This window comes from Nocardioides anomalus (genome assembly GCF_011046535.1).
Classification (GTDB): Bacteria; Actinomycetota; Actinomycetes; order Propionibacteriales; family Nocardioidaceae; genus Nocardioides; species Nocardioides anomalus.
The window spans coordinates 628,308-653,980 of record NZ_CP049257.1; the positions used below are offsets into that span (position 1 = coordinate 628,308).

Annotated in this window: 34 protein-coding genes and 1 pseudogene; 23 read left to right on the plus strand and 12 right to left on the minus strand. The window is 72.9% G+C overall.

Features of this window, described 5'->3' with window-relative positions; all coding sequences use genetic code 11:
- Positions 1-38 precede the first annotated feature (38 nt).
- Positions 39-335, minus strand: coding sequence for a hypothetical protein (locus G5V58_RS03285; protein ID WP_165228733.1), 297 nt, complete (start codon positions 333-335; stop codon positions 39-41).
- A 144-nt stretch (positions 336-479) separates the two neighbouring features.
- On the opposite strand from G5V58_RS03285, the gene G5V58_RS03290 reads away from it, so the two are divergent.
- The 5 genes from G5V58_RS03290 to G5V58_RS03310 all read left to right on the plus strand — a co-directional run bounded on the left by G5V58_RS03290 (position 480) and on the right by G5V58_RS03310 (position 4,238).
- Complete coding sequence (locus G5V58_RS03290; protein WP_165228735.1) at positions 480-815, plus strand: ArsR/SmtB family transcription factor; 336 nt, start codon at positions 480-482, stop codon at positions 813-815.
- On the plus strand, positions 782-1,234 hold the full coding sequence (locus G5V58_RS03295) for an HIT family protein (RefSeq protein WP_230487037.1): 453 nt from the start codon (positions 782-784) through the stop codon (positions 1,232-1,234). The genes G5V58_RS03290 and G5V58_RS03295 overlap by 34 nt, the downstream gene beginning before the upstream one ends.
- Before the next feature lie 353 nt (positions 1,235-1,587).
- Positions 1,588-2,289, plus strand: coding sequence for a hypothetical protein (locus G5V58_RS03300; protein WP_165228737.1), 702 nt, complete (start codon positions 1,588-1,590; stop codon positions 2,287-2,289).
- Positions 2,290-2,325: 36 nt separating this feature from the next.
- Positions 2,326-3,093 carry an SDR family NAD(P)-dependent oxidoreductase gene (locus G5V58_RS03305; protein ID WP_165228739.1) on the plus strand — a complete coding sequence of 256 codons (768 nt, stop codon included), beginning with the start codon at positions 2,326-2,328 and terminating at the stop codon, positions 3,091-3,093.
- 134 nt (positions 3,094-3,227) lie between these two features.
- Positions 3,228-4,238: a DUF3048 domain-containing protein gene (locus G5V58_RS03310; RefSeq protein WP_165228741.1), complete on the plus strand. Its 1,011-nt coding sequence runs from the start codon at positions 3,228-3,230 to the stop codon at positions 4,236-4,238.
- Between the two features lie 7 nt (positions 4,239-4,245).
- Here the strand turns inward: G5V58_RS03310 and G5V58_RS03315 are convergent, their stop codons facing one another.
- Positions 4,246-4,929 (minus strand): TetR/AcrR family transcriptional regulator, encoded by a 684-nt coding sequence (locus tag G5V58_RS03315; RefSeq protein ID WP_165228743.1) that lies wholly within the window; start codon positions 4,927-4,929, stop codon positions 4,246-4,248.
- A 168-nt stretch (positions 4,930-5,097) separates the two neighbouring features.
- On the opposite strand from G5V58_RS03315, the gene G5V58_RS03320 reads away from it, so the two are divergent.
- The 4 genes from G5V58_RS03320 (at position 5,098) to G5V58_RS03335 (ending at position 8,423) form a co-directional block, all read left to right on the plus strand.
- Entirely contained in the window at positions 5,098-5,622 is a 525-nt protein-coding gene (locus tag G5V58_RS03320; RefSeq protein WP_165228744.1) for a hypothetical protein, read from the plus strand.
- Positions 5,623-5,746: 124 nt separating this feature from the next.
- Positions 5,747-6,313 (plus strand): YqgE/AlgH family protein, encoded by a 567-nt coding sequence (locus G5V58_RS03325; protein WP_230487038.1) that lies wholly within the window; start codon positions 5,747-5,749, stop codon positions 6,311-6,313.
- A 50-nt stretch (positions 6,314-6,363) separates the two neighbouring features.
- Complete coding sequence (locus G5V58_RS03330) at positions 6,364-6,648, plus strand: DUF3039 domain-containing protein (protein ID WP_230487039.1); 285 nt, start codon at positions 6,364-6,366, stop codon at positions 6,646-6,648.
- Between the two features lie 107 nt (positions 6,649-6,755).
- Entirely contained in the window at positions 6,756-8,423 is a 1,668-nt protein-coding gene (locus G5V58_RS03335; RefSeq protein WP_230487317.1) for a DEAD/DEAH box helicase, read from the plus strand.
- Positions 8,424-8,430: 7 nt separating this feature from the next.
- Here G5V58_RS03335 and G5V58_RS03340 read toward each other — a convergent pair whose 3' ends face one another.
- Positions 8,431-8,970: a MarR family winged helix-turn-helix transcriptional regulator gene (locus G5V58_RS03340; protein ID WP_230487040.1), complete on the minus strand. Its 540-nt coding sequence runs from the start codon at positions 8,968-8,970 to the stop codon at positions 8,431-8,433.
- A gap of 82 nt (positions 8,971-9,052) precedes the next feature.
- On the opposite strand from G5V58_RS03340, the gene G5V58_RS03345 reads away from it, so the two are divergent.
- The 5 genes and pseudogenes from G5V58_RS03345 (at position 9,053) to G5V58_RS26325 (ending at position 11,118) form a co-directional block, all read left to right on the plus strand.
- Positions 9,053-9,550, plus strand: a complete 498-nt coding sequence (locus G5V58_RS03345; RefSeq protein WP_230487041.1) for an NAD(P)H-dependent oxidoreductase — start codon at positions 9,053-9,055, stop codon at positions 9,548-9,550.
- Positions 9,526-9,684, plus strand: a complete 159-nt coding sequence (locus G5V58_RS25775) for a hypothetical protein (protein WP_230487042.1) — start codon at positions 9,526-9,528, stop codon at positions 9,682-9,684. Before G5V58_RS03345 ends, G5V58_RS25775 begins: the two co-directional genes overlap by 25 nt.
- A gap of 100 nt (positions 9,685-9,784) precedes the next feature.
- A complete protein-coding gene (locus G5V58_RS03350) occupies positions 9,785-10,240 on the plus strand; it encodes a VOC family protein (RefSeq protein WP_165228752.1) in 456 nt (151 codons plus the stop codon).
- A gap of 49 nt (positions 10,241-10,289) precedes the next feature.
- Positions 10,290-10,787, plus strand: a pseudogene (locus G5V58_RS26640) (helix-turn-helix transcriptional regulator); the annotation flags it as partial.
- A 70-nt stretch (positions 10,788-10,857) separates the two neighbouring features.
- The gene (locus G5V58_RS26325) at positions 10,858-11,118 is read left to right on the plus strand and encodes an MmyB family transcriptional regulator (protein ID WP_268991258.1); all 261 of its coding nucleotides are present in this window, start codon (positions 10,858-10,860) and stop codon (positions 11,116-11,118) included.
- Here G5V58_RS26325 and G5V58_RS03360 read toward each other — a convergent pair.
- Positions 11,082-11,552, minus strand: a complete 471-nt coding sequence (locus G5V58_RS03360) for an Lrp/AsnC family transcriptional regulator (protein WP_196240553.1) — start codon at positions 11,550-11,552, stop codon at positions 11,082-11,084. The genes G5V58_RS26325 and G5V58_RS03360 overlap by 37 nt on opposite strands.
- An 80-nt stretch (positions 11,553-11,632) precedes the next feature.
- Between G5V58_RS03360 and hppD the strand changes: the two genes are divergently transcribed.
- Together hppD and G5V58_RS03370 are read left to right on the plus strand one after the other, a co-directional pair.
- On the plus strand, positions 11,633-12,844 hold the full coding sequence (gene hppD, locus G5V58_RS03365; protein ID WP_165228756.1) for a 4-hydroxyphenylpyruvate dioxygenase: 1,212 nt from the start codon (positions 11,633-11,635) through the stop codon (positions 12,842-12,844).
- 22 nt (positions 12,845-12,866) lie between these two features.
- Positions 12,867-13,592: an RDD family protein gene (locus G5V58_RS03370; protein ID WP_165228758.1), complete on the plus strand. Its 726-nt coding sequence runs from the start codon at positions 12,867-12,869 to the stop codon at positions 13,590-13,592.
- Positions 13,593-13,610: 18 nt separating this feature from the next.
- On the opposite strand, the gene G5V58_RS03375 is transcribed toward G5V58_RS03370, so the two are convergent.
- Entirely contained in the window at positions 13,611-14,270 is a 660-nt protein-coding gene (locus tag G5V58_RS03375; protein WP_165228760.1) for an SPFH domain-containing protein, read from the minus strand.
- Between the two features lie 301 nt (positions 14,271-14,571).
- On the opposite strand from G5V58_RS03375, the gene G5V58_RS03380 reads away from it, so the two are divergent.
- Both G5V58_RS03380 and G5V58_RS03385 read left to right on the plus strand, forming a co-directional pair.
- Positions 14,572-15,096, plus strand: a complete 525-nt coding sequence (locus G5V58_RS03380) for a DUF1697 domain-containing protein (protein ID WP_230487043.1) — start codon at positions 14,572-14,574, stop codon at positions 15,094-15,096.
- Positions 15,097-15,171: 75 nt separating this feature from the next.
- Complete coding sequence (locus tag G5V58_RS03385; protein WP_165228762.1) at positions 15,172-17,091, plus strand: bifunctional metallophosphatase/5'-nucleotidase; 1,920 nt, start codon at positions 15,172-15,174, stop codon at positions 17,089-17,091.
- Here G5V58_RS03385 and G5V58_RS03390 read toward each other — a convergent pair.
- The 6 genes from G5V58_RS03390 to G5V58_RS03415 are packed head-to-tail and all read right to left on the minus strand — an operon-like array spanning position 17,084 to position 22,264.
- Positions 17,084-18,316: an MFS transporter gene (locus G5V58_RS03390; RefSeq protein WP_196240628.1), complete on the minus strand. Its 1,233-nt coding sequence runs from the start codon at positions 18,314-18,316 to the stop codon at positions 17,084-17,086. The genes G5V58_RS03385 and G5V58_RS03390 overlap by 8 nt on opposite strands.
- The gene (locus G5V58_RS03395) at positions 18,313-18,834 is read right to left on the minus strand and encodes an ArsR/SmtB family transcription factor (protein ID WP_230487044.1); all 522 of its coding nucleotides are present in this window, start codon (positions 18,832-18,834) and stop codon (positions 18,313-18,315) included. The genes G5V58_RS03390 and G5V58_RS03395 overlap by 4 nt, the downstream gene beginning before the upstream one ends.
- A 35-nt stretch (positions 18,835-18,869) precedes the next feature.
- Complete coding sequence (locus G5V58_RS03400) at positions 18,870-19,649, minus strand: enoyl-CoA hydratase-related protein (protein WP_165228766.1); 780 nt, start codon at positions 19,647-19,649, stop codon at positions 18,870-18,872.
- A complete protein-coding gene (locus tag G5V58_RS03405; RefSeq protein ID WP_165228768.1) occupies positions 19,636-20,193 on the minus strand; it encodes a nicotinamidase in 558 nt (185 codons plus the stop codon). The genes G5V58_RS03400 and G5V58_RS03405 overlap by 14 nt, the downstream gene beginning before the upstream one ends.
- Before the next feature lie 17 nt (positions 20,194-20,210).
- Positions 20,211-20,981, minus strand: coding sequence for an alpha/beta hydrolase (locus G5V58_RS03410; RefSeq protein WP_165228770.1), 771 nt, complete (start codon positions 20,979-20,981; stop codon positions 20,211-20,213).
- A complete protein-coding gene (locus G5V58_RS03415; RefSeq protein WP_230487318.1) occupies positions 20,981-22,264 on the minus strand; it encodes a nicotinate phosphoribosyltransferase in 1,284 nt (427 codons plus the stop codon). Before G5V58_RS03415 ends, G5V58_RS03410 begins: the two co-directional genes overlap by 1 nt.
- A gap of 90 nt (positions 22,265-22,354) precedes the next feature.
- Here G5V58_RS03415 and clpS point away from each other — a divergent pair, with 90 nt between their 5' ends.
- Both clpS and G5V58_RS03425 read left to right on the plus strand, forming a co-directional pair.
- Positions 22,355-22,651, plus strand: coding sequence for an ATP-dependent Clp protease adapter ClpS (clpS, locus tag G5V58_RS03420; protein ID WP_196240554.1), 297 nt, complete (start codon positions 22,355-22,357; stop codon positions 22,649-22,651).
- Positions 22,651-23,235 carry a DUF2017 domain-containing protein gene (locus G5V58_RS03425; protein WP_165228774.1) on the plus strand — a complete coding sequence of 195 codons (585 nt, stop codon included), beginning with the start codon at positions 22,651-22,653 and terminating at the stop codon, positions 23,233-23,235. Before clpS ends, G5V58_RS03425 begins: the two co-directional genes overlap by 1 nt.
- 6 nt (positions 23,236-23,241) lie before the next feature.
- Here the strand turns inward: G5V58_RS03425 and G5V58_RS03430 are convergent, their stop codons facing one another.
- The gene (locus tag G5V58_RS03430; RefSeq protein ID WP_230487045.1) at positions 23,242-23,700 is read right to left on the minus strand and encodes a MarR family winged helix-turn-helix transcriptional regulator; all 459 of its coding nucleotides are present in this window, start codon (positions 23,698-23,700) and stop codon (positions 23,242-23,244) included.
- 60 nt (positions 23,701-23,760) lie between these two features.
- Here G5V58_RS03430 and G5V58_RS03435 point away from each other — a divergent pair, with 60 nt between their 5' ends.
- The 3 genes from G5V58_RS03435 to G5V58_RS03445 are packed head-to-tail and all read left to right on the plus strand — an operon-like array spanning position 23,761 to position 25,672.
- On the plus strand, positions 23,761-24,963 hold the full coding sequence (locus G5V58_RS03435; RefSeq protein WP_165228778.1) for an MFS transporter: 1,203 nt from the start codon (positions 23,761-23,763) through the stop codon (positions 24,961-24,963).
- The gene (locus tag G5V58_RS03440; RefSeq protein ID WP_165228780.1) at positions 24,957-25,400 is read left to right on the plus strand and encodes a Mov34/MPN/PAD-1 family protein; all 444 of its coding nucleotides are present in this window, start codon (positions 24,957-24,959) and stop codon (positions 25,398-25,400) included. The genes G5V58_RS03435 and G5V58_RS03440 overlap by 7 nt, the downstream gene beginning before the upstream one ends.
- Entirely contained in the window at positions 25,400-25,672 is a 273-nt protein-coding gene (locus G5V58_RS03445) for a MoaD/ThiS family protein (protein ID WP_165228782.1), read from the plus strand. The genes G5V58_RS03440 and G5V58_RS03445 overlap by 1 nt, the downstream gene beginning before the upstream one ends.
- Position 25,673 lies beyond the last annotated feature (1 nt).

Consider the following 25,673-nt stretch of genomic DNA (forward strand, 5'->3'; position numbering starts at 1 on the left):
GCCGGATCGTTACCGGGCCGCGGAGACCGGGTGGACCGTCAGTCGCGGACGCCCGCATCGACCGCGACGATCGCGTGTGCGGCGGCCCGGCGCGCGGACACCGCGTCGGGGTCGGTCAGCAGGACGGCGGCCTCGTCGGGGAGCACGGTCCCGGCCACGACCGGCGTCACGCGGGTCCCGACCCGGCGCAGGACGACGTACTCACCCACCGCCTCGAGCCGGCAGGTGGTGCCGCTGTCCGGGCTGAGCCACTCGGCGGCGTCGCCGGTGGCGCGGACCACGACCAGGTGCGGCGCGAGCGACCAGGCCCGCTGGTCGGTGGTCCCCACGTCCACGTTCGAGCCTCCCGTCCCCGTCAGGGGCCGTCCCCGTGGTGACACCAGGGTAATTGAAGAAGTTTTCATGTGACAAACTGCCGTCCCTCGGGGCTGCGCGGGGGGCGCGGAGCCCGACGTCCGACCCGAGGGGCTTGCACCGACATGGCCGTACCGCTCTACCAGGCCAAGGCCGAGCTGTTCCGCACGCTCGGCCACCCGGCCCGGATCCGCATCCTCGAGCTGCTCTGCGAGGGACCGCACGCCGTGCACGAGCTGCGCGATCACGTGGAGATCGAGCCCAGCAACCTGTCCCAGCAGCTCAGCGTGCTCCGCAAGGCGCAGATGGTGGTGTCCACCCGGCGCGACGGCGAGGTCGTCTACTCGATCTCGGTGCCCGAGGTCCGCGACCTGCTGCTGGCCGGGCGCCGGATCCTGGCCCAGCTCGCACCCGAGGTCGACCTGGAGTGGGCGGCGGGCTCGACGGCGAGCCGGCCCTGAACACCGACCCCGCCTGCGTCTTCTGCCGCATCGTCGCCGGCGAGCTCCCCGCGGAGATCGTGCTCGACGAGCCCGACCTCGTGGCCTTCCTCGACCAGCGCCCGGTCTTCAAGGGCCACGTGCTCCTGGTGCCGCGCGAGCACGTCGTCACCCTGCCCGACCTCCCGGCCGGCCTGCGCGACGGCTTCCTCGAGGCCGCCCAGCGGCTGGCCACCGCGGTCGTCGACGGCCTCGGCGCACAGGGATCGTTCGTGGCCATGAACAACACCGTCAGCCAGTCCGTCCCGCACCTGCACCTGCACGTCGTGCCGCGCACCAAGGGCGACGGGCTGCGCGGCTTCTTCTGGCCGCGCACCCCGTACGCCGACGACACCGAGCGCGCGGCGTACGGCGACCGGCTGCGGGTCGCCCTGGGCTGAGCCCCGGGTTCCAGGCCGGTCCGGCCACGGGTAGGCGGGCCGCATGACCAAGGTGGTGGCCGACGACCTGCGCCGCGACGCCGACCGGTGGCAGCAGGCGGCGGTGTCGGTGCCGGCGCTGTTCGAGGACGACCTGGCCATCGAGGACCGGTGCTTCAGTGCCGCCGGGGTGCGGGCCGGGTTGCCGGAGGCCTACCGCAGCGTCGTGGAGACGCTGCGCCGGCTGGTGCCGCAGGCCTCGGCCGAGGGCGGGGACATGGCGGCCTCGCTGAGCGCCCAGCCAACGTCCACGACGCGGTCGACGCGCTCCAGGGCATGCGCTACTCCGAGCTCACGGGCCGGGTCGGTCGCCGGTGAGCGACCCGGTGTGGACCAACGACCAGGTCAACGACGTCCGGCGCAAGGTCCACGAGCAGGCCGACGAGGCCGATCGCGCCGTGGAGGCGCTGGACCGCCGGTGCGGCGGCGTGCTCGGCGGCTGGGTGGTGCCCGTGCACGGCGTGACCCGGCAGCTCCGTGCAGCGGCGGACGCGGTGTTCGAGGGCCTCGGGGAGTCGCGCGTCCTGCGCGACGAGGCGCGCCAGCTGCGCCGCGGCAGCGACGAGGTGAGCGCGGCCGAGCGCCTGGTCGACCCGGAGGAGCTGCCGACGCGCCGGACCTGGCTCGAGGGCGACGAGAACTACCGGATCAGCGCCGGCCGCCAGGTCGACGGCTTCACCGAGGTGGCCACCGCCTCGCTGAACCTCGCCATCGCGCTGGAGTGGACCGCGACGATGGTCGACGGCGCCACGGTGGCGGCCGGTGAGTACCTCCTCTCCGTCTTCGACGTGCTCAAGGAGGGCGCGATGGCCCTGCTCGCCGTCGAGGAGCTGCCCGCGGCGCTCCTCGCGCTCAGCCAGGTCTTCGCCCGCTGGCTCGACATGCTGGAGGCCGCGGAGCAGGAGGACTTCTGGTACCGCGGTGTCACCGGCGCGATCGACGGCTACGCCGCGGAGCAGGGCCGGCTCGCGGGTGCCTTCCCCGACGTGCGCTGGCCGCAGGCCACGGCCCGTTGACGGCCCGCTCCTCAGGGCGTCCTAGAGTGCAGGGCCATGGGTCGCTACGACGGTCGAGTTGTCGTCATCACCGGTGCCGCACAGGGCATCGGCTTCGGGTGCGCCACCCGCTTCGCTGAGGAGGGGGCGTCGGTCGCGGTCGTGGACCTCGACGAGTCCGCCGCCGCCGCGGCGGCCGAGCGCCTCCCGCTCCAGGGCGAGGCCAAGGCCATCGGCGTGGGCGCCGACGTCAGCAACACCGAGGCGGCCGAGGCCGCGGTGACCCGGGTCGTCGAGGAGCTCGGCGGCATCCACGTGCTGGTCAACAACGCCGGCATCACCCGCGACAACCTGCTGTTCAAGATGACCGACGAGGACTGGGACCTGGTCATGGGCGTGCACCTGCGCGGTGCGTTCCTCATGACCCGCGCGGCCCAGCGGCACTTCGTCGAGCAGCGCTACGGCAAGGTCCTCAACCTCTCCAGCGTGAGCGCGCTCGGCAACCGCGGGCAGGCCAACTACTCCGCGGCCAAGATGGGTGTCCAGGGCTTCACCCGCACGCTCGGCATCGAGCTCGGCCCCTACGGCATCAACGCCAACGCGATCGCGCCGGGCTTCATCGCCACCGAGATGACCGACGCCACCGCGCGCCGGCTCAAGATGGACGTCGACGAGTTCCGCAAGCTCAACGCGGAGGCCAACCCGGTCAAGCGCGTGGGCGAGCCGGCCGACATCGCGGCCGCGGCGGCGTTCCTGTGCAGCGACGAGGCGTCCTACATCACCGGCCAGACCCTGTACGTCGACGGCGGGGCCAAGCTCGGCTGACCAGACCGCCGGTCGCACCGGGGCGGAACTCCGGCGCGCCTCCCGGCGTCGCAGTCAGGTGTGGCGGACCATCGAAGTCCACCAGTTCAGTAGAGAAGCCCCCGGATCGGAGCAACCGCGTGCGTAGTCGGGCCGTGTCCACCCGGACCGCGGTGGCCCTGCTGGCCACCTCCCTCGTGCTCGCCGGCTGTGGCGGCGGCGGGGGCGGGGACGACGAGAGCGACGGCCCCGAGGCGCAGAACGTCGCGGCCGGCGCAGAGCTGGCCTCCACCTGGCCGCTGACCGGCCTGCCCGTCGAGGGCTCGGCGGAGGCCGCCCAGAAGCACCCCGTGATGGTGCTCAAGATGGACAACACCTACGCCAGTGCGCCGCAGCAGGGGCTCGGCGAGGCCGACATGGTGGTCGAGGAGCTGGTCGAGGGCGGGATGACCCGCCTGGCGGCGTTCTACTACTCCCAGATCCCGGGGAACGTCGGGCCGGTCCGCTCGATGCGGGCCAGCGACATCGGCATCGTCTCTCCGGTGCACGCCGACGTGGTCACCTCCGGTGCCGCCCAGGTGACGCTCAACCGGATCGGCGACGCCGGCATCGACTACTTCACCGAGGGCGACAAGGGCTTCTACCGCGACTCGAGCCGCTCCGCGCCGTACAACCTGTTCACCGACATGAGCCAGACCGTCACCCTGGCCAAGCAGGACGACGCCGAGCGCCCGGACGACTACCTGCCCTGGGGCGAGGAGAAGGACTTCGCGCAGGGCCAGCCCGCGCGGACCATCGCGGCGTCGTTCTCGGGCGGCCACACCACGAACTGGACCTTCCGGGCCGGCACCTACGTCAACGAGAACACCTACGCCGCGCAGGGCGACGAGTTCCCTGCCACGACGGTGCTGGTGCTGCGGGTCAAGGTCGACGACGCCGGCTACACCGACCCCGCCGGCAACCCCGTGCCGGAGACCAAGTTCACCGGCCAGGGCCAGGCCATGATCTTCCACGACGGGCGGCTGGTGCGCGGTCAGTGGTCGAAGGCCTCGCTCGGCGCCCCGCTCAAGCTCTCGACCGCGGCCGGCGAGCTGACCGTGCCGGCGGGCCACACCTGGATCGAGCTGGTGCCGCAGACCGGCGGCTCGGTCCGCTTCACCAAGTAGCCGCTGCTCAGTCCAGCCCGACCCACTCGGGCTGGGTGCCCGCGTCGGCCAGCGCGCGGAAGCCGGCGATGATGAAGCCGATCGCGGCCTCGACCCGCTCCGCGGACTCCTCGGGGTCCTCGGCGGTGGCCACGGACTCCCCGGCCGAGGACATCGCGCCGAAGAAGATCCGCGCGAAGGTCTGGAGCATGGGCTCGTCGAGCTCCCACGCCCCGGCGCCCAGGACGGAGCGGACGATGTCGAGCACGGTCGCGAACGTCGAGCGCTCCTCCTGCTCGCGGAACCGCTCGTAGCCCAGCACCGCCGGGCCGTCCTGGATGACGATGCGGCGGTAGCGCTCCTCGCGCACCACGGCCAGGAACGCCCGCAGCCCGGCCCGGGCCTTCTCCCACGGGTCCCGCTGGCCCTTGAGCTCTCGGTTGATGAAGCGCGAGGAGTCCTGCTCGACCCGCTCGAAGACCGCCTCGAAGAGGGCCTGCTTGCCGCTGAAGTGGTGGTAGAGCGCGCCCTTGGTCACCTGCGCACCCGCCACGATCTGGTCGAGCGAGGTGTTGGCGTAGCCGTGCTCGGTGAACAGCCCCTCCGCCATGTCGACCAGCGCGCGCTTGGTCGAGGCGGAGTACTGCTGGCGCCGGCTGGCTCCGGGCACGGAGGGCACCTTGGGCACCAGGCGGGTCACCGACTTGGGCATCCCGAGAGTGTAGGAACCGACCGCCGGTATGGCGAGGATCACCGTGCGCAGCATCACTGCCGGACGCCTGGCATACCGCGGGTACGTCGACGTACTCTGGGTACGTACTCAGAGTATGTGAGTGCCGGGACCGCTGCCGCGGACCTGCCCAGCAGAGAGGAACGCCCCATGACCTGGACGTCCTTCCACCGCCGTGGAGACGTGCTGCGCGCCGTCATCGCCGCGGCCGACGCGCGCCGCGACGGCGTGCTCCCCACCGACATCGACGGCGTCGGCGCCGTCTTCGCCGACGAGCGCGAGGTCCTCGGCGCCCTGCAGCTGAAGTGGCACACCCGGCTCGCCGGCCGGATCGAGCGCGAGCAGCTGCACCAGCCGGTCGACCTGCCCGGTGCCGTCGTGCGCGCCTGGCAGCTGACCGCGGCCGAGCTGCCCGGTGTGCGGGCCGTGCTCGACGCCCGCCGCGCCGATCCCGGCGACCAGGCGACCGCCGCGATGATGCGCACGTCCGCCGCCAAGGAGCACGTGCTCCTGGCCGTGATGGCCGGGCTGGCCAGCGCCTCCGACGACCGGGCCGCCGCCGTCGGCGCCCGGCTCGAGGAGGACGCCCGGCGCACACTGCCGGCCGCCGCGCCCACCGGGACCGGCGAGCGTGCGTCGCTGCTCGAGCGGCTGCGGGCGGCGCTCGTCGCCTGACCCCCCAGGCCCTCCGGGCCCCCAGACTCGGCGACCCCGGGCCGCGCACCCTCCCTCCCCGCGCGCCCCGGGGTCGTCGGCGTTCCGGCCTCCTCGTCGCGCGGTCATGGGTGATGATGGCGGTATGGACCCGTCGGCCGAGGTGCGTGCCGGGATGCTCCTCGTGGCCACGCCCCAGCTGCTCGACCCCAACTTCGTCGACACCGTCGTGCTCATGCTCGACGTCGACCAGAACGGCGCCCTCGGCGTCGTGCTCAACCGGCCCTCGGTCGTCCCCGTCGCCGACGTGCTCGAGCCGTGGGGCGACATCGCCTCCGACCCCGAGGTGCTCTTCCACGGCGGCCCCGTCAGCCGCGAGGGCGCGCTCGGCGTGGCCCTGCTGCGCGACGGCGACGACGTCCCCGTCGGCTTCCGCGAGGTCGACGGCCCACTCGGCCTGGTCGACCTGGACACCCCGGTCGAGCTGGTCACCGGCTCGCTGGCCGGCATGCGGATCTTCGCCGGGTACGCCGGCTGGGACGCCGAGCAGCTGGCCGGCGAGATCGACGAGGGCAGCTGGTACGTCGTCCCCGGTCGGGCCGTCGACGCCTTCCGCAGCGACACCGGCGAGCTGTGGCGTGACGTGCTCCGCCGCCAGCCCGGCGAGCTGGCCTGGCACTCGACCCGGCCGGCCGACCCCGAGCTCAACTGAGCGCCCTGTCGACTGCGGGCACACCCGCCGCGCGGCGTAGAGTCCGGAGCGTGAGCACCATCGGCTTCGGGACGGGCACGGCGGTCGAGGAGGACGTCCGGCACGAGGAGCGGACGGTCCCGACCGACGAGGGTGACCACGAGCGGTTCAGCCACTACGTGGACAAGGACAAGCTCACCGAGGCGATGGTGATGGGCACGCCGGTCGTGGCCCTGTGCGGCAAGGTCTGGGTGCCGAGCCGGGCGCCCGAGAAGTTCCCGGTCTGCCCGGAGTGCAAGGAAGTCTGGGACTCGCTGCACGGCGACGGCGACGGCGACTCGGGCTCCACCGAGTGACGGGCGGCGACGACGCCGCGCACCTGGCTCCCGGACTCGGTCCGGCCTGGCCCGAGCGTGCGGCCTGGGGCACGGCCACGCCGCTGCGGGCCTGGCAGTCGGCGGCGATGACGCAGTACTTCGACGCGATGCCCCGCGACTTCCTCGCGGTCGCCACGCCCGGCGCCGGCAAGACCACGTTCGCCCTCTCGGTGGCCGCGGAGCTGCTGGGGCGCCGGCAGGTTGACCGGATCACGATCGTGGCGCCGACCGAGCACCTCAAGCTGCAGTGGGCCGAGGCCGCGGCCACCGCCGGGATCCCCATCGACCCGGCGTACGCCGCGGGCAAGGGCAAGACGTCCCAGGACTACCTCGGCATCGCGGTGACCTACGCCGGCGTGGGCGTGAACCCGCTCGCGCTGCGCATCAGGACCGAGCGGTTCCGGACGCTGGTCATCCTCGACGAGATCCACCACGCCGGCGACGCGCTGTCGTGGGGCGAGGGCGTGCGCGAGGCCTTCGAGCCGGCCCACCGGCGCCTCGCGCTGACCGGCACGCCGTTCCGCTCCGACATCAACCCGATCCCGTTCGTGACCTACGCGCCCGGCCCGGACGGCGTACCGCGCTCGGTGGCCGACTACACCTACGGCTACGCCGAGGCGCTGGCCGACCGGGTGGTCCGCCCGGTGATGTTCATGGCCTACTCCGGCGAGCTCCAGTGGCGCACCCGCGCCGGCGACGAGGTCGCGGCCCGGCTCGGCGAGCCGCTGACCAAGGACCTGACCGCCCAGGCGCTGCGCACGGCGCTCGACCCCGAGGGCTCGTGGATCCCGTCGGTGCTCAGCGCCGCCGACATGCGGCTCTCCGAGGTGCGCCGCCACGTGCCCGACGCCGGCGCGATGGTGATCGCCTCCGACCAGGACGCCGCCCGCGCGTACGCCAGGACCCTGAAGTCGCTCACCGGCGAGACCCCCGCGCTGGTGCTGTCGGACGAGAAGGGCGCCTCGAAGAAGATCTCCGAGTTCGCCGCCGGCGACTCGCGCTGGATGGTCGCGGTCCGGATGGTCTCCGAGGGCGTGGACGTGCCCCGGCTCGCGGTCGGCGTCTACGCCACCACCGTCTCCACGCCGCTGTTCTTCGCCCAGGCCGTCGGCCGCTTCGTGCGCGCCCGCGCCCGCGGCGAGAGCGCCTCGGTGTTCCTGCCGTCGGTGCCCTCGCTGCTGCAGTACGCCGCCGAGCTCGAGGTCGCCCGCGACCACGTGCTCCAGCGCAAGGTGTCCGACGAGGGCGACCTCTTCGCCGCCGAGGACGACCTGCTCGCCCGTGCCCAGGCCGGCGAGGCCGCCTCGGCCGAGCTCGAGGCCGTGCCCTTCGAGGCCCTCGGCTCGCAGGCGCACTTCGACCGCGTGCTCTTCGACGGCGCCGAGTTCGGACACGAGGGCGAGGTGCACGTCGGCTCTGAGGAGGAGATGGACTTCCTCGGCATCCCCGGCCTGCTCGAGCCCGACCAGATGCGCGAGCTGCTGGCCCAGCGCCAGAGCGACCGCCGCGCCAAGAGGCCCGCCCGCCCCGACCCCGAGCCCCGCGAGGTCGCCACCCACGAGCAGCTCGCGCTGCTGCGCCGCGAGCTCAACGGACTGGTCGCCGCCTGGCACCACCGGACCGGTCAGGCCCACGGCATCACCCACGCCGCGCTGCGCAAGGAGTGCGGCGGCCCCGCGGCCGCGGTCGCCACGGCCGACGTGCTCCGCAAGCGCATCGACCGGCTCCGGGAGTGGGCCAGCCGCGCCAGCTGACGCCGGCTCAGCCTGCGGCGTCGAGCCCCTCGAGGGCAGCCAGGCAGGCCTCGGCGTTGTCCTCGTCCAACTCGGGAGCGGTCAGCCGGAGGATCATCCGTGCGGCCTCACCGAGCGCGGCGAACTGCTCCGGGGTGAGGTGATCGACGACGAGCCGGCGGGCCTCGCGGACGTGCCCGGGGGCCGACGCCTCCAGCTTGCGCCGTCCGGCCGGCGTGAGGTGGGCCGCCGTGCGCACACCCGCCTCCGCGCAGGCGCGGCGTTCGACCCATCCGGCGTCCTCGAGCCGCGAGACGGCGTGGGAGAGCCGGGAGCGGGAGCCGCGGGAGAGGATCGCCAGCTCGCTCATCGGCAGCGCCTGGTGCTCGGCCTCGGACAGGGCGGCCAGCACGTGGTACTCGAACGAGTTCAGCCCCGCGTCCTGCTTGAGCTCGGCGTCCAGCGCCGGCGGCAGCGTCATGACCAGACCCATGAGGGCGCGCCAGTCCCGCAGCTGCGCCGCGTCCAGCCAGGGGACGTCGTCGGGCGCGGGGGTGCGGTCGGTCACGCCACCAGCGTAGCGACTTGAACATTCAACTCGGAGGTCGTATGGTCGTGTTGAACATTCAACTCGCCTCCAGGAGAACCCGATGACCCTGCTCCGCATCGACGCCACCATCCAGGGGCCGGCCTCGGCCAGCGCCGCCCTGGCCGACCTGGTGCTCGACGAGTTCCGCGCCGTGCGCCCCGATGTGCCCGTGGTCAACCGCCACCTCGGCGTCGACCCCCTGCCCGCCGACGCGTGGGCCAACGCCGTGCACGCCGGCTTCGTCGCCGAGGACGAGCGCACCCCCGCCCAGCGCGAGGGCCTTGCCTTGGCCGCCGAGCTCGCCGCCGAGCTCCAGGCCGCCGACGTCGTCGTCCTGGCGCTGCCGCTCTACAACTTCGGTGTCTCCCAGCACGCCAAGGCCTGGTTCGACCTGGTCCTCGCCGGCGCCCCCCACGGCACCCGCCTGCTCGAGGGCAAGCCGGTCGTGCTCATCACCACCCGCGGCGGCGCGTACGGCGCCGGCACCCCCGCGAGGGCTGGGACCACAGCACCGACTACCTGCGCCGGATCCTCGTGGACATCTGGGGAGCGGACCTGACCGTCATCGAGCGCGAGTTCACCCTCGTCGGCGTGAACCCCGCCCTGGACGAGTTCGCCGAGCTCGCCGCGATGATGAAGAAGGAGGCCGAGGAGGCCGCCGCGAGCGCCGGGAAGGACCTGGCCACGCGCTGATCCGGCCCGGCGTTCGGGTTGGGTGGCTCTCGCGGTCCTGGGGCGGAGCGGCACCAGGCCCGGCCTCCTCCGGGTGGCCGGGCGCTGGTCGGATGGAGCCATGCCGCTCCCCGCCGCTCCGGCCCAGGACCCCAGCTCCCCGTTCGCCTCGATGCGTGGCCACCACGCCGCGATCCGCTACCCCGACTTCGCCGCCGCCCGTGACTTCTGGGTCGACACGTTGGGGTGGCGGGTCCTGCAGACCTGGCCGTACGGCGACCTGACCCTCGCCTACGTGCTGCCACCCGCGCAGGACGACTTCCACCTCGAGATCCTGGCCGGGCCGGGGGCCGCCCCTCAGGCGGTGTACGACGACGTCGACGCCAGCCTCGCCGTCAACGGACTGAACCACGTCTGCCTCCGGGTCGACGACGTCGACGCGACGCTGGCCGAGCTGCGGCGCCGGGGCGTGGACGTGGTCGACGAGCCGTTCGAGATCGAGGACATCAGCGCCCGGCTCGCCTTCTTCCGCGACCCGTGGGGGAACATGTTCGAGCTCTCCCAGCCCCTCGCCTGAGCCGCTGAGACGCTCGCTGCGCGACCGGGGCCCGTGCCATGCTCGGGACGTGCCGGGCACCACCGACGTCGGGAGCTTCCTGCGCTCGCGTCGCGCCGGGCTGGTCCCCTCCGACGTCGGCCTGCCGGCCGCCGAGGGGCGTCGGGTCCAGGGGCTGCGACGCGAGGAGGTGGCCGCCCTCGCCGGGCTGAGCGTCGACTACTACGTCAAGCTCGAGCAGGGTCGCGCCGGCAACGTCTCCGAGCAGGTGCTCGACGCGCTCGGGGACGCGCTGCGGCTCGACCCGCTCGAGCGCCGACACCTGCGTGCGCTGCTGCGGGCCGGCGCGCCCGCCGAGCCTGATCCGGTGCGGGTTCGGCCCGCGCTGCTGACGATGCTCGACGCGCTCGGGCCGGTGCCCGGCCTCGTCCACGGGCCGACGATGGAGGTGCTCGGCACCAACCGCGCGGCCCGGCTGCTGTTCGACGACTTCGCGGCCCTGCCGACCGCTGAGCGCAACCTGGCGCGGTGGCTCTTCCTCGCCCGGCGCGCCCGCGAGGTCTACGTCGAGTGGGACGTCGTCGACGCGCAGATGGTGGCGATCCTGCGCGACACCCTGCCGGCCGACGGCCCCGCTGGTGGCCGGCCTCCGTGCGGAGTCCGCGGAGTTCGCACGGATGTGGGAGAGCTACCGCCTCGACCAGCACACGCACGGCGCCAAGCGCTTCGCGCACCCGGCCGTCGGCGAGCTCCGACTGAACTTCGAGTCCCTCGTGCTGCCCGGGGACCCGGGCCAGGTCCTGTGGCTCTACACCGCCGACCCCGGCTCGGCGTCGCAGGAGCGGCTGCACCGGCTGGTCGGCTACTCCGCGACGCCGGCCAGCGGCAGCACGCGGTAGGACACCTGCGTCGCCAGCGCGATCACCGTCGAGGACCGCACGATGGCCGGGTCGGCGAGGACCAGGTCGATGACGCGCTGGAGGTCGGTGTTCGACCGCGCGACCACGCGGACGAGCAGGTCGCCGGCACCGGTCGTGGTGTGCGCCTCGAGCACCTCGGGGATCGCGGCCAGGTGGGCACCGACCGGGTCGTGACCGCCGCCGGACTCGGTGTCCTGGCGGATCTCGAGGGTGAGGAAGGCGGTCACCGGATAGCCCAGCGCAGCGGGGGAGAGGTCCGGCCCCCAGCCGGTGACCACGCCGCCGGCCTCGAGCTTGTCCAGGCGGGCCTGGACGGTGCCGCGCGCGACGCCGAGACGGCGCGAGGCCTCGAGGACGCCGATGCGGGGCTCGGCGGCGAACAGGTCGATCACCCTGCGGTCGAGGTCGTCCACTTCGCGCTCCTGACTGGACAAAGTGCACAGCGTGTCGGGCAACTGTTGCACAGATTGCCCGCTGCGGACACAGTGACGCCATGAGCGAGTCCACCCTCACCGCCCTGACCAACGAGGAGGTCCAGGCGGGCCTCTCCCTCGAGCAGCTCAAGCAGCTCGTCGGCCTCGTGGAGTACGACGCGAGCAGCGACCCGTTCCCGGTGGTGGCCCAGGACGCGGTCTGCTTCGTGGTCGGCAACGCCACGCAGACCGCGCAGTTCTACCAGCTCGCGATGGGCATGGAGCTCGAGGCCTACCGCGGCCCGGAGAACGGCTACCGCGACGCCAAGTCCTACGTCCTGCGCAGCGGCAGCGCCCGGTTCGTCTTCACCGGGGGCGTCACGCCCGACAGCCCGGTGCTCGACCACCACCGCCGCCACGGCGACGGCGTGGTGGACCTGGCCATCGAGGTCACCGACGTCGACCGGTGCATCGCCCACGCGCGCTCGACGGGTGCGACGGTCCTGGTCGAGCCGCACGACGAGAGCGACGAGCACGGCACGGTCCGCCTGGCCGCCATCGCGACGTACGGCGAGACCCGGCACACCCTGGTCGACCGCAGCCGGTACGCCGGGCCCTACCTGCCCGGCTACGTCGCGCGGACCAGCACGGTGCAGCGGCGTGAGGGTCACCCGAAGCGGCTCTTCCAGGCCGTCGACCACTGCGTGGGCAACGTCGAGCTCGGCCGGATGGACGAGTGGGTGAGGTTCTACAACCAGGTCCTCGGCTTCACGAACATGGCCGAGTTCATCGGCGACGACATCGCCACCGACTACTCCGCGCTCATGAGCAAGGTGGTCGCGAGCGGCAACCACCGGGTGAAGTTCCCGCTCAACGAGCCGGCCGTGGCCCAGCGCAAGTCGCAGATCGACGAGTACCTCGAGTTCTACGACGGCGCCGGCTGCCAGCACATCGCGCTGGCCACCAACGACATCCTGCGCAGCGTCGACATCCTGCGGGCCAACGGCGTGGAGTTCCTCGACACCCCGGACTCCTACTACGACGACCCCGAGCTGCGCGCGCGCATCGGCGAGGTGCGGGTGCCGATCGAGGAGCTCAAGAAGCGCCGCATCCTGGTCGACCGCGACGAGGACGGCTACCTGCTGCAGATCTTCACCAAGCCGATGGGCGACCGGCCGACGGTGTTCTACGAGTTCATCGAGCGCCACGGCTCGCTCGGCTTCGGCAAGGGCAACTTCAAGGCGCTGTTCGAGGCGATCGAGCGCGAGCAGGAGGCCCGCGGCAACCTCTAGGCGACTGGGTAGCCTGCGCAACGTGACGACGCAGCCCGGCTGGCACCCCGACCCGGTCCCGGCCCAGCCGGGGCAGCCGCCCCAACTGCGCTACTGGGACGGCGCGCGCTGGACCGAGCACGTCGCCCCGGCACAGGCCCCGGCGGCGGGCGCCTACTACGGCGCCCAGCCGGCGTACGGCGGTGCCGGCGGGGGCAAGGCGACGACCACCCCGGACGGCGTCCCCCTCGCGGGGTGGTGGCAGCGGGTGGGCGCCTACCTCATCGACGGGCTGCTGCTGGGGGTGATCAGCGCGGTGCTGTACATCCCGTTCTACGGCCGCGTGGTCGACGCCTACCGCGACTACTTCGACGACCTCGAGCGCGCCGCGGACTCCGGCGGCCCGCAGCCCTCGCCGTTCCAGCTGCAGAGCGACCTGGCCGGCACCCTGGCCCTGATGGGGCTGATCGGCCTGGTCGTCGGTTTCGTGTGGACCGTCGGCTGGCTGCGCTGGAAGCAGGCCACGCCCGGCAAGCTCGCGCTCGGGCTCCGGGTCCGGCTGCGAGACCAGCCCGGGCCGCTGCCGTGGCGCGCGATCCTGCTGCGCTGGCTCACCCAGGCCGGTGTCGCCGCGCTGTCGTTCGTGCCGCTCGTGGGCTCGGTCATCGGGCTCTACACGCTGCTCGACGTGCTCTGGCCGCTGTGGGACGACCAGCGCCAGGCCCTGCACGACAAGGCCGCGCGGACCAACGTGGTGCGGGTCCGCTGATCCGCACCACGCCGGTCGTCACTCGCTGACCGACAGCTCCAGCTTCGAGCCGTACGGCAGCGCCTGCACCAGCCGCAGCCGCGCCAGGGCCGGGTGCTCCTCGAGCAGCTTGGCCCCGTTGGCCAGCGACCGCAGCGCGGCCGTCTCGGCGCGGGCTGCCTCGAGCTGGGCCAGGCCGCGGGTCCGCGACGTGACCAGCTCGGCGTACGCCGCGCGCAGCTCCGGCGGCAGGACGACGTCCTTGACCACCACGTCGACGACCTCGACGCCGACCGGGGCGCCCGCGGCTCGGGCGGCCTCGAGCAGCGCCGCGCCGGCCAGCCGACGGGCGTCGCGGACCAGCCGCTCCACCTCGACGGCGACCAGGGCGTCGCGCAGGGCGACCTGGACCGCCAGGTAGACGACGGCCGCCGGGTCCAGCACGCGCTCGACGAACGCCCGCGGGTCGACGACCCGCCAGCGCACGGCCGCGGTCACGCGGACCGCGACGCCGTCGGCGGTGAGGACCTCCTGCGGCGCGGTGGTGACCAGGCGGTCGAGCACCTCGACCCGGCGGTACGTCGCGCGGCGTACCGCCTGGTGCCGGCCGGGGCCGAGCACGCGGGTGCACACGCCGTCGACGTACTCGAGGGCGCGCTCGTGGGGGAACACGGTGAAGGGGGTGGTGAACAGGGACATGGTCGGCCTCCTTCCAGGGGGCACTCGGGTGGTGGTGGAGCTGAGCGGGCCGGGGCACGTCGGGTCGCGGGGCACCGGCCCTCGTGCTGACGGGTCGGTCCGCAAGGCGGCCCGGCGCTCACGCCCCTGGCCGGCCCGCTCGTGGGTGGTGGGAGTCGAACCCGTCGCCTCGGGAGGCACCAGTCCGGTGAGGTACGACGCGCAGGACCGGCCCAGGGACTCCCCGGCCGGCTGCTGATCTCACCGGCCAATGAGGCTAGGGGAGCGCGACCCGGGCCGCGAGCGATTTACGATCCGCCTCGTGGCGACCCGCATCGGCTTCCTGCGCGCGATCAACCTCGGCGCGAAGCGGAAGTTCCCCAAGGCCTCGATCATCGCGGCGGTCGAGGCGGCCGGGTTCACCGACGTCGAGACCTACATCAACACCGGCAACGTCCGCTTCGACACCACGCTGCGCTCGCGGGCGAAGATCGAGGCCGCGCTGGAGGAGGCCTTCGCGGCCGAGGCCGGCTTCGCGGTGCCGACTGTGGTGTTCACGCCGAGGGAGCTCAAGGCGATCGCCGAGGAGGCCGCGTCGTTCGGGCACAGCGGGCGCCACTACGTCTCGCTGCTCAAGCAGACGCCGACGGCCGCCGCCGTGCGCGAGGTCGAGGAGGCCGGGAGCGCCGAGGAGGTGGCCAAGGTCGGCGGGCGGGCCGTGCACCTGCTCCTCGGCGCGAACTACCACGAGGCCAGGCTCACCAACGCGGCCGTCGAGAAGCACCTCGGCGTGGCCACCAACCGCAACCTGACCGTGATCAGGGAGCTCGCCGACCGCTGGTGCTGAACGTCGGCGGAACCTGATAGGAAAAGGGCGTCGCCCGACCGGACGACGACCCCCTCACCTCTCGGGAGCCTCGTCATGCCCGCACACCCCCACGACCACGTGCCGCTCAGCGAGCACGAGCCGCACCCCGACGTCGAGGCCTACGCCGGCCTGCCCGGCCGGCGCGGCGTCCTCACCGGCGCGGCGGCGCTGGCCGCAGCCGGTCTCGCGGCCCCGGCGTTCGCCGACGACGAGGACGACCTCGACCTGGATCGGCGCGGCAAGCGCCCCCACAAGGTCCGGGTGACCGTCCTGGGCAGCACCGACTCCCACGGCAACGTCTTCAACTGGGACTACTTCAAGAACAAGGAGTACGACGACACCGCGCACAACGACATCGGGCTGGCCAAGGTCGCCACCCTGGTCAAGGCGATGCGCAAGAAGTACCGCAAGCGCGGCCCGGTCCTCCTCCTCGACGCCGGCGACACCATCCAGGGCACCCCGCTGGCCTACTACTACGCGCGCGTCGCGCCGATCACCGCCGGTGGCACCCACCCGATGGCCGCGGCGATGAACCAGATGAAGTACGACGCCGCCGCGCTCGGCAACCACGAGTTCAACTACGGCATGGACACGCTGCGCGCCTACCAGGGCCAGCTCGACTTCCCGCTGCTCGGCGCCAACGCGGTCGACCCCTCGACCAAGCTGCCGGTCTTCCCGCCCTACACCATCAAGAAGTACAAGCTCGGTGGCGGCCGCAAGCTCAAGGTCGGCATCCTCGGCCTGGTCACCCCGGGCGTCGCGATCTGGGACAAGGCCAACGTCCAGGGCAAGGTCGAGTTCCCCGGCCTGGTCGAGCAGGCCGCGAAGTACGTCCCCGAGCTGAAGAAGAAGGGCTGCGACCTGGTCATCGTCTCGGCCCACTCCGGGGCCGACACGTCCTCGTCGTACGGCGACGCGCTGCCCTACCCCGAGAACGCCGCGTCGCTGGTCGCCGAGCAGGTGCCCGACATCGACGCGATCCTGGTGGGCCACGCCCACAAGGAGATCCCCGAGCGGTTCGTCACCAACGCCAAGACCGGCAAGAAGGTGCTGCTCTGCGAGCCCTACTACTGGGGCATGCGGCTCGCGGTCATGAACCTCACCGTGGAGTGGAAGGCCCGCAAGAAGGAGTGGAAGCTGGTCCGCTCGGCCAGCCACCTGCTCAACTCCAACACCGCCAAGGAGAACCTCAAGGTCGCCGCGGTGGTCCGGGCCCAGCACGACAAGGTCGTCACCTACGTCAACGCCCCGATCGGCACCTCCACCAAGCTGCTCTCCGCCGAGCGCTCCGTGGTCGAGGACGTGCCGATCATCGACTTCGTCCAGTACGTCCAGGCCGGGGCGGTGAAGGCCGCGCTCACCGGTGCGGACGCCACCCTGCCGGTGCTCTCGGAGGCCGCGCCGTTCAGCCGGACCGCGTCGTTCCCGCAGGGTCAGGTGAGCGTCCGCGACGTCGCCGGGCTCTACATCTACGACAACACCCTGCTCGGGGTGAAGGTCACCGGCAAGGACGTCAAGGACTACCTCGAGTTCTCGGCCGCGTACTTCAAGAAGCAGACGACCGCCGGTCCCTACACGATCGCCCAGCTCACCAACGCCACCACGGCGTCGGCGCCCAACGGCATCCCCGACTACAACTTCGACGCGATCCGTGGTCTCGACAAGCACCTGACCTACAAGATCGACGTGGGCAAGGACGTCGGCAGCCGCATCCTCGACCTGTCCTACGACGGGGCGCCGGTCGACCCGGCCGCGCAGTTCGTCCTGGCGGTCAACAACTACCGCCAGTCCGGCGGCGGCGGCTTCCCGGCGGTGAAGACCGCGCCGGTGGTCTACAACGCCCAGGTGGAGATCCGCCAGCTGCTCATCGACTGGGTGACCACCAACAAGGTCATCGACGTGGACACGCCGCCCACCCAGTTCACCGCGGACTGGAAGCTGGTCTACAACGGGGCGGACGTGACCATCAGCTGACCTCGGCCGGGACACGCTGGAGGTCGCGCACCGCGCGCGACCCCAGCGTGGCCAGGCTGATGGCCACGAAGAGCAGCGCGCAGACCAGGATCGTGTGCTGCACCCCGAACACCACGCCGAGCGGTCCGACCAGCAGCTGGCCGACCGGGACGGCGACCATCGAGCCGAGCATGTCGTAGGAGATGGCCCGCGAGAGCATGTCCTCGGGCACGTGCTCCTGCAGGGCCAGGTTCCAGCCGAGACTGAACAGCTCGATGCCGGCACCGCCCACCACGGCCGCGACCAGGACCAGGGCCAGGTGCGGGTGGATCCCGAGCGCCAGCATCGGGGCGCCGAAGCCGGTGCACCCGACCATGCCCCACAGCAGGGGCCGCTCGAGGCGCACCCGCAGCATCACCACGGTGGTGACGAGCAGCCCCACGGCTCCGGCCGACAGGGTCAGACCCCAGCCCACCTCGCCGATGGACGTGGCCTTGGCCAGCACCGGTCCCAGGGTCTCGAACCCCCCGACGTAGAACGCGTTGAGCGCGGAGAACGCGAGCACCACCACCCACAGCCACGTCGTCCGGCGGAAGTAGCCCCAGCCCTCGCGCAGATCGACCAGGACCGAGCTCTGCTCGTCCCGCGGGGCCGGCGGCGGCAGCCGCACCAGGAGCAGGACCGCCGCGGACAGCAGGTAGGTCACGCCGTCGATGGCCACCGCCCACCCGGCGCCGATGGTCACGACCAGCACGCCGCCCAGGGCCGGGCCGCCGACGTTCAGCACCCCGCGCTGCATGGAGATGAGCACGTTGGCCGGCTGCAGCTGCTCGCGCGGCACGAGCTGCGGCAGCACGCCGGCGAGCGCGGGGAGGCTGGCCGCGCTGACCACGCCGTTGACCGCGGTGAGCGCGACCAGCTGCCACAGCTCGGCGGTGCCGGTGAGGACCAGGAAGCCGATGGCGAGCTGGGTGAGCCCGGACAGGACGTTGCAGGTCTGGATGACCAGGGTGCGCCCGAACCGGTCCGCGATCACGCCACCGACCAGCAGGAACAGCACCATCGGGATGCTGTGGGCGGCCAGGACGACGCCCAGGGCGGACGCGGAGCTGCTGACCTCCAGCACCGCGAAGACCAGGGCGATGCTGCCCATGGTGCCGCCGACGCCGTTGACGAGGCGGGAGACGAAGTACCAGCGGAAGTTGCGCTCGCGCAGCGTGGCGAGGGCGGCGCCGCGTCCGGTCACTGCTCGCCCCCGGTCATCCGGAACGCGACGACGCTGAGGCTGATGTGGGTGGTGCCCTCGGTGCCGGGCGGCCGGTTGGCGTCGTGCAGCAGCCGCGAGGCCTCGCGCACCAGCGCGGCGGCGCGCTCCCACGCCTCGGGGGCGACCCAGCCCTCCAGGTCGGCCATCAGCGACTGCCGGTCCGGCGCCCGGTCCACGAGCCGGCGCTCGACCTCCTGGGCGACGGCGCGGGCGTACTGGACCCGGTCCTCGGTGGTCGCGCTGACGCCGGTGTCGGCGCCCTCGGCCTCATGGGGGTAGCGGTAGAGCTTGGCCGTCCCACCCCGGATCCGCTGCTCGCCGGCCACGACGACCTCGCCGTGCTCGGCCAGCTGGCGCAGGTGGTAGGACGCGTTGGCGTGGCTGATGCCCAGCTCGCGGGCCAGGTCGGCCGCGCTCATCGCCGTGCCGGTCAGGACCGAGAGCATCCGCAGCCGGACCGGGTGCGCCACGACGCGCAGGCTGCTGGTCCCGGCCACCGCGCCACCTCCCCAAGAGTTCTTGGGGGGTGAGCCTAGCGGTTCTTGAAGTCCGGGCGGCGACGCTCGCCGAAGGCGCGCATGCCCTCGGCGGCGTCCTCGGTGCGCAGCAGGACGGTCTGACCGGTGCGCTCGCGCTCCAGGGCGGCCTCGAGCTGGTGCAGGGTGGCGGCGTTGACGGCCTTCTTGGTGGCGGCTTGGGCCAGGGGCGCGCCGCGGACGAGGCGGCCGACCACGCCGGCGACGACCTCGTCGAAGTCGGCGCCGGCGACGTGGCTGACCAGGCCCGCGTCGTACGCCTCGCGCCCGGTGAGGGGCTCGCCGAGCAGGGCCATCCGCATGGCGCGGGCGCGGCCGGTGGCGGCGGCGACGGTGGCCGAGGAGCCGCCGTCGGGCATCAGCCCGATCCGCGCGAAGGCCAGCAGGAGCTGGGCGTCCTCGTGGGCCACGACCAGGTCGGCGGCCAGCGCGGCGGAGGCGCCGACGCCGGCGGCGACGCCGCGCACGGCCGCGACGACCGGCGTGGCGCAGGAGGTCACCGCGCGGATGATCCGGTTGGCCGCGTCGAGCGCGCGGACGTCGAAGCGCTCGACCGCGTCCTCCCCGGAGATGTCCGCGCCGGCGCTGAAGGACCCGCCGGCGCCGGTGAGCACGACGCAGCGGACGGCGTCGTCGGACGAGGCGAGCTCGAGCTGCTCGGCCAGGGCCAGGCTCAGCTCGTCGCTGAGCGCGTTGAGGACCTCGGGGCGGTCGAAGGTGAGCCAGAGCGCGCCGTCGTCGCGCCGCTCGACGCGCAGGTGGTCAGTCTCCGGCAAGGGTCACGCCCGCCTCGCTCAGCTGGGCCAGCGCGGCCTCGGTGGTCTCCGGCGCGACGCCCGCGCAGAGGTCGAGCAGCACCGCGGTCTCGAACCCCTCGCGGGCCGCGTCCAGCGCGGTGGCGCGCACGCAGTGGTCGGTGGCGATCCCGCAGACGTCGACGCGGGTGACGTCGCGCTCGCGCAGCCACTGGGCGAGCGGCGTGCCGTCGTGCGCGCCCTCGAAGCCGCTGTACGCCGCCTGGTGCTCGCCTTTGAGGAAGATCGCGTGGAACGGCTGCGGGTCGAGGTTGGGGTGGAAGGCCTCGCCGTCGGTGCCGACCCGGCAGTGCACCGGCCAGGAGTCCTTGAAGTCCGGGTCCTTCGACCAGTGGTCGCCCGGGTCGACGTGGTGGTCCTTGGTCGCCACCACGTGGTCGTACGCCGACCCGGCCCGCAGCAGGGTGGCGATGTCGGCGGCCACCTGCGCGCCGCCGGTCACCGGCAGCGAGCCGCCCTCGCAGAAGTCGTTCTGGACGTCGACGACGATCAGTGCGCTCTTCACGCTGCCGACTCTAGGGCTCAGCGCAGGGGCAGCCAGGCGATGACGTCCTGGACCACCGCGTCCCACAGAGCCCACTCGTGCCCGCCGGGTCGGAGGTCGGCGGTGACGTCGACGCCCCGGGCCTCGGCCGCGGCCAGGAACCTCCGGTTCGCGCGGAGCAACCAGTCCTCGGTGCCGCAGGACACGTGCAGCGGCGGCACGGACGGGGCGGCCTCGAGGAGCGCGAACAGGTCGTTCTCGGGGGTGATCTCGTGGTCCCAGACCCGGCCGACGAGCTCGTCGCGGTCCGGCTGGCCGGCGATGAAGGCCACGTCGAGGGCCCCGGAGAGGCTCGCGGCGGCCGCGTAGCGGTCGGGGTGGGTGAGGGCGAGCTTGAGCGCGCCGTACCCACCCATGGACAGGCCGGCCACGAACGTGTCCTCGGGCGCCTGGGAGACGCGGAAGAACTCGCCCACGACGCGCGGCAGCTCCTCGGAGACCCAGTCCCAGTAGCGGTGACCGTGCGCCTCGTTGGCGTAGAAGCTGCGGTCCGCGGCGGGCATGACCACGGCCAGGCCGCGCTGGGTGGCGTAGCGCTCGATCGAGGTGTAGCGGGTCCACGCGGTGTGGTCGTCGGACAGGCCGTGGAGCAGGTAGAGCACGGGCGGCGGGCCGGCGTTCTCGACCTCCTCGACGGCCTCGAGCGCCTCGACGCCGATCTGCTCCTCGGTGGACTGGGGGAGGACCACCGTGATGGTGGTGCCCCGGGCCAGGGAGTCGGAGAAGAGGTCGCAGGTCAGGACGGCCATCAGACCCCCTCGAACACCGTCGGGATGGCGGGGTCGCCCTTGCTCATCGAGCGCACCTCCAGCGGGAGCTCGGCCCGGGCGTCGAGGTGGCGCTGCCGGGCGGCGTCGAGCGTCTCGCGGCCGACGACCCGCCCGTCCCTGACCAGGGGCACCAGCAGCTCGCGGTCGTCGCCGTCGTTGCGGCCCGGCGTGCCGATGCCGACCACCTCGGCCTCGGCCACGCCGTCGGGGTCGCGGCGGCGCAGGGCGTACTTGCGGCCGCCGACCGAGATCTTGTCCACGCTCTTCTTCGCCACCGACTGCAGCTCACCGTCGGCGTCCTCGCGGGCGACCAGCTTGTAGACGAAGCCCGAGGTCGGGTGCCCACTGCCGGTGACCAGCTGGGTGCCGACGCCGTACCCGTCGACCGGCGCGCTGGCCAGCGCGGCGATGGCGTACTCGTCGAGGTCGCTGGTCACCACGATCCGGGTCCGGGTCGCCCCGAGGTCGTCGAGCTGCTGGCGGACCTGGTGGGCCAGCACGCCGAGGTCGCCGGAGTCGATGCGCACCGCGCCGAGCTCCGGTCCGGCCACCTCGACGCCCAGGCGGACCGCCTCGGCCACGTCGTAGGTGTCGACCAGCAGCGTCGTGCCCCGCCCGAGCGAGCTGACCTGCGCGCGGAACGCCTCCTCCTCGCTGTCGTGCAGCAGCGTGAAGGAGTGCGCGCTGGTGCCGGCCGTGGGCACGCCGTAGCGCTGGCGGGCCGCGAGGTTGGAGGTGTTGGCGAACCCGGCGACGTACGCCGCCCGCGCGGCCGCCACCGCCGCCTCCTCGTGCGTGCGCCGCGAGCCCATCTCGATGCAGGGCCGGTCGCCGGCCATGAGCGTCATCCGCGAGGCCGCCGACGCGATGGCCGAGTCGTGGTTGTAGATCGACAGCAGCACCGTCTCCAGCACCACCGCCTCGGCGAAGCTGGCCTCCACGATCAGCAGCGGCGAGTGCGCGAAGTAGGCGTCGCCCTCGGCGTAGCCCCAGATGTCGCCGGTGAACTCGTAGTCGGCCAGCCACGCCACCGTCGCGTCGTCGACCACGCCCTCCAGTGCCGCCAGGGCCTCGTCGTCGAAGCGGAACTCCTCGACCGCGTCCAGCGCCCGCCCCACACCCGCCACCACGCCGTAGCGCCGGCCCTCGGGCAGCCGCCGCCCGAACAGCTCGAAGACCGACCGGCGCCCCGCCGTACCTCCCGCCAGGGCCGCCTGCAGCATCGTCAGCTCGTAGTGGTCGGTCAGGAGGGCTGTGGGCACCACGGACCCACCCTAGGACGCTGCGGCCGACGTCAGGCGGCGCCAGCGGACGTCGGCCGCAGCGCCCTGGGCGTGTGCCACGATGGACGTGTGTCCGCTGCTTCTCCCGTCGAGGTCGAACCGGACCTGAGTCCCGACGAGATCACGGTCCTGGCCACGCCGTGGGTCACGATCGTCTGGAACGACCCGGTGAACCTGATGTCGTACGTCACCTACGTGTTCCAGAAGTACTTCGGCTATGACGAAAAGAAGGCCGAGAAGCTGATGATGGAGGTCCACGAGGACGGCAAGTCCGTGGTCAGCTCCGGCAGCCGCGAGGAGATGGAGCGCGACGTGCAGGCCATGCACGAGTACGGCCTGTGGGCGACCCTGGACAAGCAGAGTTGATGGCCGGCTTCACCCGGCACCGCAGGAGCAAGCGCGTCATCGCCACCTTCACCGGCTTCGAGGCCGACCTGCTCCGCTCGCTCGCCGCTCAGCTCGTCGAGCTGCTGCGCAACGAGGCCGCTGTCCCACGCGACGACGCCGACCCGTTCGAGGCCCTCATGGACTTCTCCGGGCCCACCACCGAGCCCGACGACCCCGTCCTCGCCCGGCTGTTCCCCACGGCGTACCAGCACGACGAGGAGGCCGCCGCCGAGTTCCGCCGCTTCACCGAGGGCTCGCTGCGCGACGGCAAGGCCAACGCCGCCATCACCATCATCGACACCCTCGAGGAGGCCGGGCTCCCGCCCGAGCTCTCCGAGGAGGGACTCATGATCGACGTCGAGCTCGACGAGCCCACCGCCGAGACCTGGATGCGCTCGTTCACCGATCTGCGCCTGGCCCTGGCCACCCGCCTCGAGGTCGAGGAGGGCGACGAGGAGTACTGGTACTCCCTCCCCGACGACGACCCCCGCGCCCAGGCACACGACATCTACGACTGGGTGGGGCTCCTCCAGGAGAGCTTGATCCACGCACTCGCCAGCTAGTCCGTTCTAGCGGCCGGCGCGGATCTCCTTGCGGCGCTCGGGCCGCACGTGGGAGGGCTCGGCGAGGGTGCCGCCGACCAGCGCCTCGAGCCCGCGGACGAACGCCGCGCGGTCCGTGGCGGAGAGCGTGCCCAGCACCTCCTCGGTCACCCGCTCCACGATGACCCGCCCGCGCTCGTAGGCGTCCGCGCCGGCGTCGGTCACGTCGACCAGCCGCGCGCGGCGGTCGGTGGGGGAGGGCGTGCGCTGGGCCAGGCCGCGGTCGGTGAGGCGGTCGAGGGTGACGACCATCGTGGTCTTGTCGAGGCCGGCGAGGGTGGCGATCTCGGCCTGGGTGCGGGGCTGCTCGGCGGCCTTCCAGAGCACGCAGTACTCGCGCACGCTCAGCTCGACCTCGGCCAGGGCGTCGGCCAGCCGGGCGGCGAAGGCGTACGACACCTGGTTGAGCAGGAAGGACAGGTCCACGGGTCCAGGGTACGTCCGCATCAGATGGTCTGTTACGGAACGATCTGTTACGGTCGCATCATGGAGACGAGGAAGGGTGCGGCGCTGGTCGTGCTGCTGGCCACGCAGCTGATGGTGATCCTGGACGGGACGGTGGTGAACGTCGCGCTGCCGGCGGTGCGGGACGACCTGGGGTTCGGGGCGGCGGGGTTGTCGTGGGTGGTCAACGGCTTCTTCGTGGCCTTCGCGGTGCTGCTGCTGCCGGCGGGCCGGCTGGGCGACGTGGTGGGTGCACGGCGGGTGTTCCTGGCGGGCCTGGCGGTCTTCACGGTGGCGTCGGCGCTGTGCGGGGTGGCCACGAGCCCGGCGTTCCTGGTGGGGGCGCGGGTGGTGCAGGGCGCCGGGGGAGCGCTGACGACGGCGGTGGTGCTGGGCATGGTCGCCCGGCTGTACGACGACGAGGCGGGTCGGGCGCGGGGGTTCGCGCTGGCGGCGTTCGTGGGCTCGGCGGGGGCGTCGATCGGGACGGTGGCGGGCGGGGTGCTGGTGGACACGGCGACCTGGCGGTGGGTGTTCGGGGTCAACGTGCCGATCGGGGTGGTGGTGCTGGCGGCGGCCCTGGTCGTCGTACCCCGGGACGAGCCGACGGGCGCGAGCGGCGGCCGGGTGCGGGCGCTGCTGACGGACACGCGGTTCCTGCTGCCCAACGCGGTGCTGTTCACGATGACCGTGGCGGGCTTCTCCTTCCAGTTCCTCACCGCGCTCTACCTGCAGGACACCCTGGGCCTGGACGCGCTGCACACGGGCCTGGCCTACCTGCCGGTGACGCTGGCCATCGCGGTGGCGAGCCTGGGGCTGAGCGGCCGGCTGGCGAGCAGGTACGGCGCCGAGCGGGTCCTCGTGGGCGGGCTGCTGCTGTTCGTGGCGGGGATGGTGAGCATGGCGGAGCTGCCCGACCAGGGGTCGTACGCCGTGCACGTGGCGCCGGGGTTCGTGGTCATGGGCGCGGGCTTCGGGCTGGCCATGCCGCAGGTGACGACGCTGGCCATGCGGGCGGCGCCGGCCGCGCACGCGGGGGTGGCGTCGGGCTTCGTGAACACCACGCAACAGGCCGGCGGCGCGGTCGGCCTGGCGGTGGTGGCGACGGTCGCGGCCGCCGAGGGCCGCGCGACGGGCTTCCTGCTGGCCGCGGGGGCCCTCGCGGCGGGCGCCCTGGTGGCGTCCTACCTGGCGGGAGCGGCGCGGGGACGGTGTGCCTCGACCCCTACGCTGGAGGGGTGCTGACACTGGACCGGGCGACGTACGACGCCATCGTCGCGCACGCCAAGCGGGACCACCCGGTGGAGGCGTGCGGGGTGGTCGCGGGTCCGGCGGGCAGTGACCGGGCCGAGCGGCTGGTCGAGATGGTCAACGCCGCGGGCAGCCCGACGTTCTACGAGTTCGACTCCACCGACCTGCTCCAGCTCTACCGGCAGATGGACGCCGCCGACGAGGAGCCGGTCGTCGTCTACCACTCCCACACCGCCACCGAGGCCTACCCGAGCCGCACCGACATCGGGCTCGCGATGGAGCCCGGCGCGCACTACGTGTTGGTGAGCACACGCGAGCACGGGAACAACGACGGCCCGGTGGAGTTCAGGTCCTACAAGATCGTCGACGGCGAGGTCACCGAGGAAGAGGTGGCCGTCGTCGAGCACCTACCCACGAGGAGCACCACCTGATGGCCATCGAGGTCCGGATCCCCACCATCCTGCGCACCTACACCGACGGCGAGAAGGCCGTCACCGGTGAGGGCGCCACCTTGGCCGCGCTCATCGACGACCTGGAGGCCAAGCACTCCGGGATCAAGGACCGCCTGCTCGACAACGGCGACCTGCGCCGCTTCGTCAACGTCTACGTCAACGACGAGGACGTCCGCTTCCTCGGCGGTCTCGAGGCCCCCCTGAACGACGGCGACTCCGTCACGGTGCTGCCGGCGGTCGCGGGCGGCTGAG